12 protein-coding genes are annotated in these 15,768 nt (G+C 70.1%); all 12 read right to left on the reverse strand.

Going from position 1 to position 15,768, the window contains the following annotated elements:
- Positions 1-21: 21 nt before the first annotated feature.
- The 12 genes from JCR33_RS03580 to JCR33_RS03635 all read right to left on the reverse strand — a co-directional run bounded on the left by JCR33_RS03580 (position 22) and on the right by JCR33_RS03635 (position 15,721).
- Positions 22-2,823 carry a bifunctional [glutamine synthetase] adenylyltransferase/[glutamine synthetase]-adenylyl-L-tyrosine phosphorylase gene (locus JCR33_RS03580; protein ID WP_198880652.1) on the reverse strand — a complete coding sequence of 934 codons (2,802 nt, stop codon included), beginning with the start codon at positions 2,821-2,823 and terminating at the stop codon, positions 22-24.
- A gap of 20 nt (positions 2,824-2,843) precedes the next feature.
- A complete protein-coding gene (locus JCR33_RS03585; RefSeq protein WP_198880653.1) occupies positions 2,844-4,313 on the reverse strand; it encodes a sensor histidine kinase in 1,470 nt (489 codons plus the stop codon).
- A 73-nt stretch (positions 4,314-4,386) separates the two neighbouring features.
- Positions 4,387-5,067 carry a response regulator transcription factor gene (locus JCR33_RS03590; RefSeq protein WP_198880654.1) on the reverse strand — a complete coding sequence of 227 codons (681 nt, stop codon included), beginning with the start codon at positions 5,065-5,067 and terminating at the stop codon, positions 4,387-4,389.
- Positions 5,068-5,137: 70 nt separating this feature from the next.
- Positions 5,138-6,655 (reverse strand): Do family serine endopeptidase, encoded by a 1,518-nt coding sequence (locus JCR33_RS03595; RefSeq protein ID WP_198880655.1) that lies wholly within the window; start codon positions 6,653-6,655, stop codon positions 5,138-5,140.
- A gap of 136 nt (positions 6,656-6,791) precedes the next feature.
- On the reverse strand, positions 6,792-8,000 hold the full coding sequence (locus tag JCR33_RS03600; protein ID WP_198880656.1) for an alpha/beta fold hydrolase: 1,209 nt from the start codon (positions 7,998-8,000) through the stop codon (positions 6,792-6,794).
- Positions 8,000-8,464 (reverse strand): cytochrome c-type biogenesis protein, encoded by a 465-nt coding sequence (locus tag JCR33_RS03605; protein WP_198880657.1) that lies wholly within the window; start codon positions 8,462-8,464, stop codon positions 8,000-8,002. Before JCR33_RS03605 ends, JCR33_RS03600 begins: the two co-directional genes overlap by 1 nt.
- Complete coding sequence (locus JCR33_RS03610) at positions 8,461-10,452, reverse strand: heme lyase CcmF/NrfE family subunit (RefSeq protein WP_198880658.1); 1,992 nt, start codon at positions 10,450-10,452, stop codon at positions 8,461-8,463. The genes JCR33_RS03605 and JCR33_RS03610 overlap by 4 nt, the downstream gene beginning before the upstream one ends.
- Before the next feature lie 21 nt (positions 10,453-10,473).
- On the reverse strand, positions 10,474-10,956 hold the full coding sequence (gene ccmE / locus JCR33_RS03615; RefSeq protein ID WP_198880659.1) for a cytochrome c maturation protein CcmE: 483 nt from the start codon (positions 10,954-10,956) through the stop codon (positions 10,474-10,476).
- On the reverse strand, positions 10,953-12,098 hold the full coding sequence (gene ccmI, locus JCR33_RS03620; RefSeq protein WP_198880660.1) for a c-type cytochrome biogenesis protein CcmI: 1,146 nt from the start codon (positions 12,096-12,098) through the stop codon (positions 10,953-10,955). Before ccmI ends, ccmE begins: the two co-directional genes overlap by 4 nt.
- Before the next feature lie 77 nt (positions 12,099-12,175).
- Positions 12,176-13,216, reverse strand: a complete 1,041-nt coding sequence (locus JCR33_RS24810) for a PopZ family protein (protein WP_232372193.1) — start codon at positions 13,214-13,216, stop codon at positions 12,176-12,178.
- A 172-nt stretch (positions 13,217-13,388) separates the two neighbouring features.
- Positions 13,389-14,765: a TolC family outer membrane protein gene (locus JCR33_RS03630; protein ID WP_198880661.1), complete on the reverse strand. Its 1,377-nt coding sequence runs from the start codon at positions 14,763-14,765 to the stop codon at positions 13,389-13,391.
- 254 nt (positions 14,766-15,019) lie between these two features.
- Positions 15,020-15,721 carry a protein-L-isoaspartate O-methyltransferase family protein gene (locus JCR33_RS03635; protein ID WP_232372195.1) on the reverse strand — a complete coding sequence of 234 codons (702 nt, stop codon included), beginning with the start codon at positions 15,719-15,721 and terminating at the stop codon, positions 15,020-15,022.
- Between the last annotated feature and the right edge of the window lie 47 nt (positions 15,722-15,768).

A 15,768-nucleotide genomic window follows, 5' to 3' on the forward strand; every position in this document is an offset into this window, starting at 1 on the left:
GAGTGGGGCGCCGCGAGCGCCTCAAGTCGTGAGCGGCGCGACGATCGTCTCGAAGAGTTCGCGCACCATGCGCCGGCGGTCGGCGATGTCGCTGATGAGGAACTCCATGTCCGGAGCCTCGCCGGCGCGCACGAGGAGCGGCTTCAGCGCGCTCGGCGCCTCGACGATGGGTCGCTCGCCCACCCCCGCTATGGCGAGAAGCTGCGACAGGCGCTGATAGAGGCCGTGGGCGCCGACGAGGATCTCGTAGGCGTCCTCCTCGAGGGCGCCGGCGGTGAGCGCGCGGGCGAGAGCGGCCGGCGTGCTCGTCGCTTCGTCGAGCGCCAGAAGACCCTCGGCGAGCTGCAGGAACTGGGCGATGAACTCCACGTCCACCTGCCCGCCCGGCGCGTGCTTGAGACCGGTGGCGTGCTGCTCGGCCATGCGCCGGCGCATCGCCGCGACCTCCTCGGCGAGCACCGTGCGATCGCGCGGCGCGGTCAGCGCGGCGTCGATCGTGGCGATCGCGCGAGCCACCAGCGGCGTCTTGCCGGCCACCACGCGGGCACGGGTGAGCGCCATGTGCTCCCACGTCCAGGCGCTCTCCGTATGGTAGCGCTCGAAGGAGCGGATGTGGGTGGCGATCGGCCCGGACCGCCCGGACGGCCTGAGCCGCAGGTCGACGTCGTAGAGCGTGCCGCGCGCGGTGGGGGCCGACAGGGCGGCGATGAAGCGCTGGGCGAGGCGGGTATAGTAGTGGCCGGGCGACAGGGGCTTGTCGCCGTCCGATTCGCCCGCGTCCTCGGCGCAGTCGTAGAGGAAGACGAGGTCGAGATCGCTCGTCGCCGTCATCTCGCGGCTGCCGAACTTGCCGAGCGCGATCAGCGCGACGTCGGCCTCGGGGAAGCTGCCGTGACGGGTCTCGAACTCCTCCCGGGCGACGTCGAGGGCGGTCGGGGCGAGGACGTCGGCAAGGCGCGTCGTCGCCTCCCCCGCCTCGCGGCCGGCGAGCGAGCCGGTGAGGATGCGCACGTTGATCAGGAGCATCTGCTCCTGGCCGAACACGCGCATCGCGTCGAGCCGAGCCTCATAGTCCGGTTGCAGCGACAGGCGATGGGCGAGCTCGGCCCGCAGGCCCTCCACGTCCGGCAGGGTGCCGAAGAAGGCGGGGTCGACCAGAACGTCGAGAAGGTGGGCGCGCCGGGTCAGCTCCGCCGCGAGCCGCGGAGCCGCCGACACGATCAGGACGAGCACCGGGATGAGGTCGCGCTGGAGATCGAGGCGGGCGAGAAGATCGACCCCCGCCGGCAGCCGGGCGAAGAAGTTGTCGAGCTCGACGAGGGTCGCCTCCGGGTCCGGCGTCAGCGCCGTGGCGGTGAGGAAGTCGGCCTTGAGGTCTTCCAGAAGGCGCCGTGCGCGGGGCGTGCGCAGGCTCGTGTAGCCGCCTTCGAGCCAGACGGCGAAACGCGCGTCGAAGAGGGCATGGACGGCTTCGGGCACGTGGGCGCCGAGATTGCGCAGGCGGGCGAACTCGGGGTTGTGCTGCGCGACGATGTTCGGAAGCGTCGCGAACTCCCGGTGCACCTCCTCGAAGGTGGTGCGCATGGTCGCTTCGAAGTCGGCGTCGCGCATCATCCGCGCGATCCGCGGCAGGCCGGCGGCGGCGGGCAGCGTGTGGGTCTGTTCGTCGGCGACCATCTGGACGCGGTGCTCGGCCTTTCGCAGATGCTCGTAGGCGACGGTGAGGATGTCGCGCGTGCGCGCGGTGATCCAGCCGGCGTCGGCGAGCGCGCTCAGCATCGCCACCGTGCCGCGCCCGCGAAGGCGCCGATCGCGGCCGCCGGCGACACGCTGGAGGCTCTGCACGAAGAACTCCACCTCGCGGATCCCGCCTCGGCCGAGCTTGACGTTGTGCCCCGGCACCGTGACGTCGCCGGCGCCGCGCACCATGGCGATCTGCTCGCGCATCTCCATCGCGTCGTCGATGGCGGTGAAGTCGTAGGAGCTGCGCCACACCGACGGCTCGATGGCCGCGAGATAGGCCTCGCCCGCGACACGGTCGCCGGCCACCTGGCGCGCCTTCACCATCGCCTGACGCTCCCAGCTCCGAGCGCGGGACTGGAAGTAGCGGATCGCCGCGCGAGTGGAGACGGCGAGCGGCGTGGAACCGGGATCGGGGCGCAGTCGAAGGTCGACGCGGAAGACGTAGCCGTCGGCGGTGCGGGCCTGGAGAAGCTTCGACACCCGCTGGATCATCCGCACGGCACGTTGCTGATCGATGCCGCGCAGCCGCGCCCGGTCGAGATCGACGAGGGCGACGAGGTCGACGTCGCTCGAGTAATTGAGCTCGTGGGCGCCGAGCTTGCCGAGCCCGAGGATGACGAGGCCGCACCGCGCCGGATCCGGATCGTCGACCACGCCGCGGGCGGCCGTGTCGAGCAGCACGCTGCGGAGCGCGCTTTCGATCGCCGCGTCGGCCATGTCGCTGAGCGCGCGCGTCACGGTCGCGACGTCCGCACCGCCGCAGAGGTCGGCGAGGCCGACCGCGATCGAGATCTTCGCCTTGGCGACGCGGAGCCGACGTTCGGCCTCGGCAAGGTCGGCCGTGGGATCGAGCCGTGTCGCCTCGGCGACGGTGTCGGCCAGCGGGCGCAACAACAGCTCCTGCAGCTCCGCCGTGTGGGTCGACATCAGCCCGGCGAGATAGGGCGAGACGTCGGCGACGGTGGCGAGCGCGGCAAGGGCACGCTCGCTCACCCCGTCGAGGGGGCAGATCGTCTCGGCGAAACGCGCGTCGCCCGGCCCGTCGAGCGGCACGAGGAGGTCGGCGAGCGGGCGGGTCATGGCGCAGGTCATGGTATGAGTCAGGGCGCGAGCGGCAGCGCGATGCGGACGGCGAGGCCCGGGTCGGCGTCGAGAAGGTCGAGGGTGCCGCCGTGATGGCCGACGATCGCCTTGACCATCGAGAGGCCGAGGCCGGCACCGGGCTTGGAGCGGGCGGCATCCATCCGCACGAAACGATCGGTCAGGCGGGCGCGGTGGGCGTCGGCAACCCCCTCGCCGTGGTCGCGCACGAGGATCACCGCCTTGTCGCCCTCGGTGTGCAGCGAAAGGTCCACTCGCGCCATGTCGCTCGCCCCGTATTTCAGTGCGTTGTCGAGAAGGTTCGCCAGCATGTTGCGCAGCAAGGTCGGCTCGCCCCGGATGGTGATCGCCGGGGCGATCGACGTGGTGAGACGCATGCCGACGTCCTCGGTGGCGGGCTCGTAGAACTCGGCCATGTCGGCGAGAAGGGCCGAGAGGTCGGTCGGCTCCAGCGAAATCCTCGCCGAGTGGCTTTCGACGCGAGCGATGGTCAGCAGCGCCTCGAAAGTGCGGATGAGCTGGTCGCACTCCTCGATGGCGACGGCGAGGCTCGCTTCGGCATCCTCGGGCTCGGGTCGATGGCGCAGCATCTCGTCGAGGCGGTTGCGCACCCGCGTCAGCGGCGTCTTGAGATCGTGGGCGATGTTCTGCGACACCTCCTGCAGGCCGGCGTGGAGGCGCTCGATTTCGTCGAGCATCCCGTTGACGCTGTCGGCGAGGCGGTCGAACTCGTCGCCCGACTGGTCGGTGGGCAGGCGCCGGGCAAGGTCGCCGGCGACGATCCGGCGCGAACTCGCGGCGATGGCGTCCACCTTGCGCAGAACCGAGCGCGACAGGAAGATCCAGGAAACGAGCGCCAACGCCACCACCACGAGGATCGCCCCGCGGATCGAGCGGCGGATGATGGTCGAGAACTCGATGCGGTCCTCCACGTCGCGCCCGACGAGGAGGCGGTAGCCGCCGCCGAGGACGGAGAGCTTGGCGATCGCCCGGTGCGTCGGCTCTCCCGCCTCGCTGCGCAGGCGGTTGTAGCGCACCGGGAAGGTCTTTCCCGGCTGCGCGTCGGCCGGATCGTAGATCAGCTCGGCGACGTTGCCGATGAGCGGATTTCCCGAGAAGTCGGTGATGAGATAGACGCTCGCGTCCGGCCGCATCGAGCGCCGCTCGATGGCGTCCATCACCTTGAAGAGGTTGCCGGTGCGAAACTGCGCCACGAGCTCGCTGGTCTCGCCGTCGATGGCGGTCTCGAGCTGGCGGTCGATGAGGCGCGCCGTGGTGGACGAGATGTAGGCGATCAGCGCCAGCGACAGCGCCACGAACACGATGAGATAGACGAGGGTGAGCTTGAACGCCGTCGTGCGCACGAGCCGTGCCAGGCGGCCGCCGTGGTGGCGCTCGGCGCCGATCGGACGCGAGCGGCCGCGCGAGGGAGCGCCAAGGGCGTCGGCCGTGGTCGGTGCCTCGCTCATCCCCTCCCCTCGCCGGCCGCGGGCCGGCTTCCTCTCGCCGACCCTTGCTCGGTGCCCACCGATGCGGAGCCGGCTAGTCCGCGTCGGCCCGGATCACATAACCCGCCCCGCGCACGGTGTGAACGAGGGGCCGCTCGAACGCCTTGTCGATCTTGCCGCGGAGGCGGGAAATGTGGACGTCGATCACGTTGGTCTGCGGATCGAAGTGATAGTCCCACACATTCTCCAACAGCATCGTGCGGGTGACGACCTGCCCCGCGTGGCGCATCAGATATTCGAGCAGGCGGAACTCGCGCGGCTGCAAGACGACCGGCTTTCCGGCACGGCTCACCGTGTGGGAAAGGCGGTCGAGCTCAAGATCGCCGACCCGATAGACCGCCTCGAAGTCCGCCGTCTGCTTGCGGCGCGACAGCGCCTCGATGCGGGCGAGGAGCTCAGTGAAGGCATAGGGCTTGGTGAGGTAGTCGTCACCGCCCGCGCGCAGCCCCTTCACTCGGTCGTCGACCTGGGAGAGGGCCGACAGGACCAGGATAGGCACCTGCCTGTCCTTCGCGCGCAGCGTCTCGATCAGCGACAGGCCGTCGCGCTTGGGCAGCATGCGGTCGACGATGAGCACGTCGTACTCGTTCATCGACGCGAGCTCGAGACCCGTCTCGCCGTCGCCCGCGACCTCGCTCGTATGGCCCGCTTCGGTGAGGCCCCGCGCGAGGTAGGACGCGGCGTCGGTGTCGTCTTCGACAATCAGAACTTTCATGGCTCAGTCCATCGAAAAGGGCCGGACGCGAACGCCCGGCCCTCGCGTCACCTTCGGCCGTAAGGTGATGTCAGCTGCGCTCTTCGTCCACCGGCAGCGCGACGAAGCGTGTGTTCTCCCCCGTCTGCAGCTTGAGGAGGACGTTCTTGCGCCCTTCGCGGTTGGCCGTGTGGATGCCGTTCTCGAGGTCGCTGGCATCGGCCGTGTTGACGCCACCGGCCTGCAGGATCACGTCGCCGACGCGGATGCCGGCCTGTGCGGCGGCGCCCTCGGGGTCGATCTCGACCACGGCGAGGCCCGGGCCGTCGATGCCGACGTCTTCGGTCGGGGCGAGCGTCATCCCGAGAACGTCGGACGCGCCGCGATCCTCGTTGCGCGACATCCGGCGCTCGCTGTTGTCGCCGTCGTCGGCCTTCAGCGTGCCGAGCTTGACGTCGACGTCCTCGGCCTTGCCCTGACGCCAGATCTTCAGCGTGACCGTGTCGCCCGGCGAGCGGGAGGAGATGGTGCGCGCAAGGTCGCGCGGGCCGTCGACCTTCTTGCCGTCGACGGAGAGGATGGCGTCGCCCGCCGTGAGGCCGGCCTGGTCGGCGGGGCTGCCGGACTGCGGTTGCGTCACGAGCGCGCCGACCACGTCGTTGCGGCCGAGGCTCTCGGCGATCTCCGGGGTGATCGGCTGGATCTGCACGCCGAGCCAACCCCGCGTCACGGTGCCGTCGTCCATCAGGTCGGCGACGACGTTGGAGGCGATCGAGGCCGGGATGGCGAAGCCGATGCCCACCGAGCCGCCCGACGGCGAGTAGATGGCGGTGTTCACGCCGACCACGTTGCCGTTGAGGTTGAAGGTCGGCCCACCGGAGTTGCCGCGGTTGATGGGCGCGTCGATCTGGATGAAGTCGTCGTAGGGACCCGCGCCGATCTCGCGGCCCCGTGCGGACACAATACCTGCCGTCACGGTGCCGCCGAGACCGAACGGGTTGCCGACAGCCATTACCCAGTCGCCGACGCGCGTCTCGTGCGTGGCGAAGGTCACGAACGGGAAGTCCTGATCGCGCTTCACCTTGACGAGGGCGAGGTCGGTCCGATCATCGACGCCGATCACCTCGGCATCGAGCACGTCGCCATTGTGCAGGACGACGCTCACCTCTTCGGCTCCGTCCACAACGTGGCCGTTGGTGACGATGTAGCCGTCCTTGGAGATGAGGAAGCCGGAACCCTGGCCCATGGAGAACTGACGGCCACGGTCACGGCGCTGCTGGCCGAAGCGCTCCCGGTTGCCACCAAAGCGGTCGCTGAACTCCTCGAAGAAGTGCTCGAAGGGGGTGCCCTCGAACGACGAAAGCTGGCGGCGGGCGTGGCTCTTGACCTGGATCGACACCACCGCCGGGCTCACGCGGTCGACGATGTCGGCGAACCCGGGAGCATTGCGGCTGGCCGTCTGCGGAACCTGTTCGGAGAGGTTCTGAGCGTACGCGGGGGTCGTCGTCCTCCCATCGAAGAACGTTGCGCCGGCCGCACCCAGAAGGAAAGTGCCGACGAGCAGCACGCTCGTGCGGCGCTTCGACGACGGGGTCAATTTGAGTGCCATAGAAACTCCTCTCGGCATCCGATAGCCCTCAAACGATCGGGCTTGGTGGCCAAGATATGAGTGATCACATTACGTCGCACTGTCCGCAGTGTGACGATTTCGTAAGCCTTGGCGCGTCGGCGACTTTTCCACGCGTTTAGACGGCGGTGGTGATGATGGCGGCGCCGCGCTCGAGGGTGCGGTGGACGGGGCAGCGATCGGCGATCTCGAGAAGCCGCTTGCGCTGGTCGGGCGGCGTCGACGACGCGAAGTGGATCATCCGCCGGAAGAGATCGATGCGGCCGTCGGCGCCGGGCTTGACGGTCGCCTCGGCGACGTCCTCGGCATGCACCTTCTCGTGCACCACGTCGACGCTCGCCTCCACCGTCCACCCCTTGCGGGCGCCGTAGAGGCGCAGCGTCATCAAGGTGCAGGCGGCAAGGCCCGCGGCGAGGAGATCGTAGGGCGAGGGGCCGGTGTCCTCACCGCCGGCCGAGCGCGGCTCGTCGGCGGGGATCGCGTGGCCGCCGGTCGCGATCAGCGTGCGGAAGGGACCGCCGGCATCCTCCGCGCGCACGGTTCCCTCCGGCAGCTCCGGCGCTTCGGGCGCGATGACGTAGCGGCTCGCCCAGGCGGCCACCACGTCGGCGGCATAGCGCGCATCCTCGTCGCGCTCCAGGAGGTGGTCGGCGGCGTCGAGCGAAATGAAGCTGCGCGGATGGTGGGCGGCGAGGAAGAGGCGGGTCGCGTTGTCGATCCCCACCATCTGATCGAGCGGCGCGTGGAGCACCAGGAAGGCCGCGTCCATCGCGCGCGCCGCCTCCTCCACCTTGTGGCCGGAGATGTCGTCGAGAAACTCGCGACGGACGGTGAAGCTGCGCCCGCCGAGCGTGATCGGCACCACTCCGTCGGCCGCGCTCGGGTCGGGATCGGCGGCAAGGTGCTTCAGGACCGGATCGGCCGAGGCGGGCGCGCCGATGGTGGCGACGGCCGTCACCTGCGGGAGGCGCCGTGCCGCGAGGATCGCCGCCGCTCCGCCGATCGAATGGCCGACGAGGAGCTGCGGGCCGCCATAGTGCGCCCCGAGCGCCTCGGCGACGCGGACGACATCCTCGACGTTGGCGGAGAAGTCGGTGGAGGCGAAGTCGCCGCCCGACGCGCCGAGCCCGGTGAAGTCGAACCGGGCCGTCAGGAAGCCGCGGATCGCGAGGCCTCGCGCGATGGCACGCGCCGCGAAGAGGTCCTTGCCGCAGGTGAGGCAGTGGACGAAGAGCGCGATACCGGCGGGTCGTCCGATGGGCAGCTCCACCCGCACCGACAGGGCCGACCCATAGGCCCCGTCGACCGACAGCGTGTCTGGTCGCATCAGTGACGCTTGGCGAGAATGGCTGCCACCTCCGCCTCCTCTTCCTCGGAAAGCTGCTCGGCGCCGGCCACCTTACGGCGCCCGCGCACATAAAACCCCGCCCCGACGAGGGCGATCAGCGCGATGACGGCCGGCGCCGCCCACAAGATCAACGTCGATCCGGTGACCGGCGGCTTGAGGAGGACGAAGTTGCCGTAGCGGTCGGTGATATAGGCGAGCACCGCCTCGTCGGTGTCGCCGGCGACGAGGCGCTCACGCACCAGAAGGCGCAGATCCTTGGCAAGGTCCGCCTCCGATTCGTCGATCGACTGGTTCTGGCAGACGAGGCAGCGCAGCTCGGCGGCGAGATCGCGGGCGCGCGCTTCGAGCCGAGGATCGTCGAGCTGCTCCGACGGGTTCACCGCGAGGGCGGGCCCGGAGGCCGACAGAACGGCGGCGATGACGAGGGCCGCGGAGCGCTTCATGTCGCCCCTGCTTCGGCGCGCACCGCAGGGCCCATCTTGCGGCGCGCCGGTGCCGGCAGGCCGATGCGCAGGCGCCGGTCCACGAGCGACAGGAGACCGCCGAAGGCCGCGAGCAGCGCCCCGATCCAGATGAAGAGGACGAGGGGCTTGTAGAAGAGGCGCACCGTCACGCGCCCGTCCGTCACCTCGCCGAGGGTGACGTAGAGTTGGGAGGCGCCGAACGTCTTGATGGCGGCCTCCGTCGTGGGCATCTGGCGAGCCGGATAGACGCGGCGGGCGGGCTCCAGCGTGGCGACCCGGCGCCCGGCGGCGGAGACGGCGAAGATCGCCGTCGCATCGTTGTAGTTCGGCCCCTGCCGGCGCTCGGCGCGCTCGAAGGTGAGCGTGTAACCGGCGATCCTCGCCTGGTCGCCGGGCACCATGTCGCGGATCACCTCGGTCTCGAACGACGACAACGAGACGATGCCGAGCACGGTCACGCCCACGCCGACATGGGCGAAGGCGCTGCCCCATGTCGCTCGCGGCAGGTGGAGGAGGCGGCGAAGCCTCGCCCCCGCCGTTCCCCGCCCGGTGCGAAGGGCGAGCTCGGCGAGGCCGCCGACGATGAGCCATCCCGCAAGCCCCACCCCGAACGCCGCCGTCAGCGCCGTCTCACCGCCGGCGAGCCAGGCCGCGAGCGCCGCGGCGAGCACCGCCGCCACCCCGGCGAACACCAACCGCTCGGCCGCGGCCGCGAGGTCCCCCCGCTTCCAGGCAAGCAGCGGGCCGACGGGAACGAGGATCAGAAGCGGCGTGATCAACGGAATGAACGTCATGTTGAAATAGGGCGGGCCGACGGAGATCTTCTCGCCCGTCAGCGTCTCGAGAGCGAGCGGATAGAGCGTGCCGACGAGGACGGTGGCACAGGCCGTCGTGAGGATCACGTTGTTGACCACCAGCGCGCCCTCGCGGCTGATCGGCGCGAACGCCCCGCCGGCCCGCAGCGTGCCAGCCCGCAGCGCGAAGAGGGTGAACGAGCCGCCGATGAAGAGGACGAGGATCATCAGGATGAAGAGACCGCGGGTGGGGTCGGACGCGAAGGCGTGCACCGAGGTGAGCACGCCGGAGCGCACCAGGAAGGTGCCGAGCAGCGACAGCGAGAAGGTGATGAGGGCGAGGAGCACCGTCCACACCTTGAGCGCGTCGCGCTTTTCCATGACGGCCGCCGAATGGAGCAGCGCCGTGCCGGCGAGCCAGGGCATGAAGGAGGCGTTCTCCACCGGATCCCAGTACCACCAGCCGCCCCAGCCGAGTTCGTAATAGGCCCAGTAGGAGCCCATCGCGATGCCGAGGGTGAGGAAGATCCAGGACAGGAGCGCCCACGGCCGCACCCAGCGCGCCCAGGCGGCATCGAGCCGCCCCTCGATGAGCGCCGCCACCGCGAAGGCGAAGACGATCGAGAAGCCCACATAGCCGAGATAGAGAAGCGGGGGATGGATCGCGAGGCCGATGTCCTGGAGAAGCGGGTTGAGGTCGCGTCCTTCGAACGGAGCCGGCAACAGGCGCTCGAATGGATTGGACGTCGCGAGGATGAAGAGGAGGAACGCCGTCGCGATCCACCCCTGGACCGCGACCACCGTGGCGCGCAGGCTCGCCGGCATGCCCCGCCCGAGGGTTGCCGCCAGCATGCCGAACACGGTGAGGATCAGCGCCCACAACAGCATCGAGCCCTCGTGGTTCCCCCACACGCCGGAGATCTTGTAGATCAGCGGCTTCTGGGAGTGGGAGTTCTCGAACACGTTGACCAGCGAGAAGTCGGACCGCACGTAGGCCGTCGTCAGCGCGACGAAGGCGAGCGCCACCAGCGCGAAGGTGGTGACGGCCGTCGGGGTGGCCATCGCCATCAGCCGCGCGTCGCCCCGGCGGGCGCCGACGATCGGGGCGAGCGACTGCACGATGGCGACCGCGAGCGCGAGGATGAGGGCGACGTGCCCCAGCTCGTTCAGCATCGCGCGCCCTCCCCGCCCGGCTCAGTCGACACGTCCGGCACGCTCCGTCATGCCGGCGCGGACGTCGCCCTGCCAGCGGCCTTGGGCCTTGAGGGCGTCCACCACCTCTTTGGGCATATAGGTCTCGTCGTGCCGCGCAAGCACCGTGTCGGCGGCGAGGATGCCGGCCGCATTCAGCCGGCCCTCGGCGACCACGCCCTGCCCCTCGCGGAAGAGGTCGGGCAGGATGCCCACGTAGGTGACCGGCACGCGGCTCTTGGTGTCGGTGACGGCGAACTCCACGTGACCGTCGGCCCCGCGGACCACCGATCCGGTTTCGACGAGGCCGCCGAGCCGCACGCGCTGGCCGAGGGGATGGTCGCCGCCGACGAGCTCCGTCGGCGTCGCCGCATAGGTGATGCGGTCGCCGAGTGCGTAGAACACCAGCGACGCGGCGAGGGCGAGCGCAGCGCCCGCCACGGTGAACAGCGCCAGCCGGCGTGCCTTGCGGCTTGCCCGTCTCATTGGCTCGCCTCCTGCGGCGCGGTGACGAGATCCTTGACTCCGTCGGCGGAGGCGAACGCGGTGCGATCGTCCAAGGGAATGGTTTTCAGCGCCTTCTCGGCGGCAGCGCGGGCGGCGTCCTCGTCACCGAGCACGCGGTAGGCACGCACCAGGCGCAGCCATTCGTCGGGCGCACCGCCGTCGCTGTCGAGTCGCGTCGCAAGTCGTGCCACCATCCCCTCCACCATCGCCTGGCGCGCCTCGGGGGTCATGTTGGACGCGGCGGCGACCGCTGCAGCGTCGGGCCCGGCCGGCGGCGCCGGCACGGCGATGTCGAGATCCTCGCCCCCCTCCATACCGCGAAGCTGATCGATTTCCGCCGCGGCAATCGGACGCCACGGCTCGCTCCCGTCCGCCCCGGCGAGCAGGGTGCGCCAGCGCGCGGCGGCATCCTCGATGTCACCGCGCTGGCGTGCCGCGACGGCGAGGAAGATCGCCGGCCCCGGCGCGGCGGGATCGAGCGCCGCGGCTCGCTGCAGGAGGTCCGTCGCCGCAGGGCCGATCTTGCCGTTGTCGGCGAGGACGAGGCTTTCCGCCTCGCCGGCGAGGCGGTCGGCGCTCTCGCCGAGCAGCTCGCTGGCGCGGCGGTAGGCTGCGGCGGCGTCCTGAAACCGGCCGAGACGGCGCAGCGCCGGGGCGATCGCCGCCCATCCGTTGCCGTCGTCGGGCGTCTCGGCGAGGCGGGCCTCGGCCTTGGCGACGAGCGTCGCGAGCGAATCGTCGGGCTTGGGCACCAGACGGGCGGCGAGCGGCTGATCATGGTAGGCGGGCCGGCCGAGGAAGAGATAGGCCGGCACCGCGAAGGCGGGCACGAACAGGACGACCACGATCGCCGCGATCCAGGCGCGACGCGCGGGCCTCGCGATCGTCCGCCGGCTCTTGTCGGCACGCAGCAGGCGGCGGGCGATCTCGGTGCGCGCGCTCTCCGCCTCCGATTCGCCCAGGAGGCCCCGCGCCCTGTCCGCCTCGACCTCGTCGAGCTGCGCGGCGAACACGCCCACGTCCTCGCCGTCCGACACGGTCGGCGCCGCGACGACGAGCGGGATCAGCAGTCCCGCGAGCGCGAGGACGATCAGAGCGGCGATGGCGAACCAGAGCAACATCCGACCTTAGTTGCGGCGGCGGACGCCCTAACGCAAGCGCTCCGTTCGACGCGGGCCGTCGCCGGGCTTAATGGCGGTCAGCGGCCGCGCGAGGCGACCCGGTCGATCTCCTGGCGCACCTGCCGCTCGACGATGTCGGGCAGGTTCGCTTCGAGCCATTCGCGCAGCAGCGGACGCATCATGTCGCGCACGAGATCCTCGAGCGTGCGCGGATTGTTCGACAGGATCGTCCGCGACAGTTGCTCGAACGAGCCGTTCACCTGCTGGCGCGTGCGCTGGCTGGTGAGGCCGTCTTCGGCGACCTCGCTGCGCGCCGGAGCGGGCTGCCGGCGGAACATGTTGCCCGCGGCCTCGGCATGGGCATCGACGGTGGCGCTATCGGTCATGTCGGCAGTCCTCTGATCGGTCTTGGACCGGGTCTCTTGTGGCATGGGAGGCGGCGTCGCCGCGTCGTGTCGCATGTCGGGTTCGTGTTGCACGTCGGCCTCGCGCAGGCTGGCGCGCTCGCGCGGCGCGCTGCGGCCCGGCACGAAGCGCGGGTCGAGGCGCGCCTTGAGGCCGGCGATGGCGCTCGCGGCACCGCGCGCCGGAGCGGCTTGCGCCGAGGAGGACGAGAACTCCGGCGGCAGCGGCGGCCCCGCCACGGCGAGCTCGGCCGGCTCGACGGCACGCGCCCTCACCTGGCGGTCGACGATCCCGGGCTCCGACAGAACCGATGGACGCCAGCGCACCGGCTCCGCCTCGCCGCCTCGGTCGGCGACCGGCTCGGCCGAGCGCTCCTTGCGCACCTGGCATTCGGCAGCGATGGCGGTCGCGATCGAGGTCAGCGTCGCGGCGGCGTCGTTCTCCTCCGCCTCGGCGTCCTCGTCGAGAAGATCCGCCTCGCCGACATAGTCGGGGGCGTCGTCGGCTTCGCCCTCGTCGTCGGCATCGTCGACGGCGCTGAACGCCTCCATGATGGAGCGCTCCAGGATGTCGGGAAGGCTGTCGGCTGCGCCGCTCGGTGCCGAGGCGTCGGACGGGTCGTGGGAGGCGGGCTCGGCGGCTCTGACCGCTTCTTCGGGGTCGCCGTGCCCGTCGGCGATGATTTTGCGGATCGAAGCCAACAGGTCATCCATCGCACCGTCTCCCTTCGAAGGCCGAAACCGGCCGCGAATCAATCAGTGACGGTTGGATGGTAGCATCGGGGGCGCGCGGCAAAGGATGAAGGACGCGTCAACGCGCCCTTCATTCACAGGTGAAACACGCCGTCGTGTCGCGAGAAACGTCGCTACGTCGCGCCGACGGCGATCAGCGTCCGTCCGGCGTGCGCAGTCCGAACCACTTGTCGCGCACCGCATTGGTGTGCTGCTCGGGCTGGTAGATCGCCACCTGGAGGCCGAGTTGGCGAGCGGTCAGGCGCCCCACCGCGGACAGCAGCGTGAAGGCCGCCACCTCCTTGTCGCGCTCCGATTCCACCAGGGTCACCTGCGCCGACACGAGGTCGCGCTGGGCATCGAGGACGTCGAGCGTGGTGCGCTGACCGACGCGCTGCTCCTCGACCACGCCGTCGAGGGCGAGCTGGGCGGCGAACACGCCCGTGCGCGCGGCGAAGATGGAGCGGACCGACGCTTGATAGGCCGCCCACGAGGCGACGGTGTTCTGGCGGACCTGGTCGCGGGTGAGGTCGACCTGGATGCGCGAGGTGCCGAGGTCTTCCTTCGCCTGCCGCACCTGCGCGGACACGCGACCGCCCTGGTAGATCGGGATCGACACGTTGAGGCCAAGCGCCGCCGAATCCTGCCGATCGATGGAGTTCGACTGGTTCCAGGTGGTGCCCGCCTCGCCAACAACGTTGACGGTGGGCAGGAACTGGCCTTCGAGCGCCTTCACGTTGAACATCGCCGTGTCGACGTCGTGCAGCGACGCGGTGATCGCGGGATGCGCCTGCTGGCCGATCTTCACCGAGGCGTCGACCGACTTCGGCAGCAGGCGCTCCACGTTGAAGTTGTTGTGCAGGTTGCCGGCGTTGAGCCCGGTGAGCTGGCGATAGGTCGCCTCGCTGGCGGCAAGGTTCGCCTCGGCGAAGTTGAGTGCCGACTGAGCCTCGGCGCGGCGGGCTTCGGCCTGGCTGACGTCGGTGCGCGTCCCCTCACCCACGTCGAACCGGTCTTGCGCGGCGCGCACCTGCTCGGAGAGGAAGCGCACGTCGCTCTGGCGCAGCTGCACGATGGAGCGGTTCTGGATCACGTCCTGGAACGCGGTCGCGACGTCGAGCAGCACGCTCTGCTCGGTGTTCTCGAGCGCGGCCCGCTGAGCCTGAACCGCCGATTCGGCCTGCCGGATCGTGTTGCGAACCTGAAAGCCCTGGAAGAGGGGCTGGGTGAGGGTCAACGAGATCGCCGTCGGGTTCGTCCCCTGCGTTCCGCGCACGCTGCGATTGCCGAGGATGCGCGTCGTCTGCGTCGACTGGCTGAAGGCGGCGGACAGGGTCGGCCGATTTCCCGAGCGCGCGATGGCGATGTTCTCGTCGATGCTGCGCAGGCTGGACCGTGCGACGTTCAGTTGCGGATTGGTCGTATACGCTGCTGCGAGCGACTGCGTCAGCGTCTGGCTGAACGCCGTCGGCGTGGCTGCCAAGAGAGCAACACTCGCGAGCGCCGCGATGCCGAACGGTTGAACCTTCACCACTGCACCCGTACCCCATCTGACTATGGGGCTAAGTAATATCGGCAGTATGCAAAGAGCCAGTAAAGACGCTGAGGGCGGGGCTCAGAGAGACCGGAGCATCGCCGCTGTGAGGCATTTGAGCAACGGCATTTCCGGGCTATTCACCGCTTTTGAGCGGCACGGCCGGTTGTGGCTTTCGCGCAATGCGACGGAGGGTGGAATCGGTCCGACCGACCGCGAATCACTCTATGCAAGTGAATTGATTCGCCGGCTTAGAAGACGAAGGTCGGCGCCTTGGTGAAGCCCGGCAGCAGGCCGGCCACCGCATTGAAGGCCTCGCGCCGCGAAACGCCGCTCGGACCCTTCGTGTAGAGGCGGGCCCGACCGGCGAGTCCCTCCCCTTCGATCACCACGAGACGGCCGCCGTCCTTCAGCTGATCGAACAGTGCGGTGGGCTCCACGGCGATGGCACCGTCGATGAAGACGATGTCGAACGGCGCTTCGGACGGGTAACCCGTCTCGAGTGGTCCATTCACCACGACGACGTTGGTCACGTCGTTTTGCTCGAGGTTGGCGGTGGCACGTTCGGCGAGCTCCGAATCGCACTCGAGCGCGATGACGGAGCTCGCGAGCTGGCCGAGCACGGCCGCCGTGTAGCCGAGGCCGGCACCGACGAGCAGCACGACGTCCTCGTCCTGCACGCGGGCGAGCTGGAGAAGACGGCCGAGCACGGCGGGATAGGTCATGGTGCGCGTCGGGCGGCCCACCTCGTCGCGCTGGATGGCGATGGCCTCGTCGGAGTAGGCGATCACCCGCTGGTCGGCCGGCACGAATCGCTCGCGCGGCACGGTCAGCATCGCGTCCTGGACCCGATGATCGGTGACATCGAAGGTGCGCAGCTGGTTGTTGACCATCCGTGTGCGCAGCACCGCCTCGTCGCCCATGCCGTTCTCCAAATGCGCGGTGGACGGCATCCCCCGCGTCGTGTCCTCGCCCACCGGGCTTGCCGCCCGGCCCGTTG

This window comes from Acuticoccus mangrovi, from assembly GCF_016411865.1.
GTDB classification, from domain to species: domain Bacteria; phylum Pseudomonadota; class Alphaproteobacteria; order Rhizobiales; family Amorphaceae; genus Acuticoccus; species Acuticoccus mangrovi.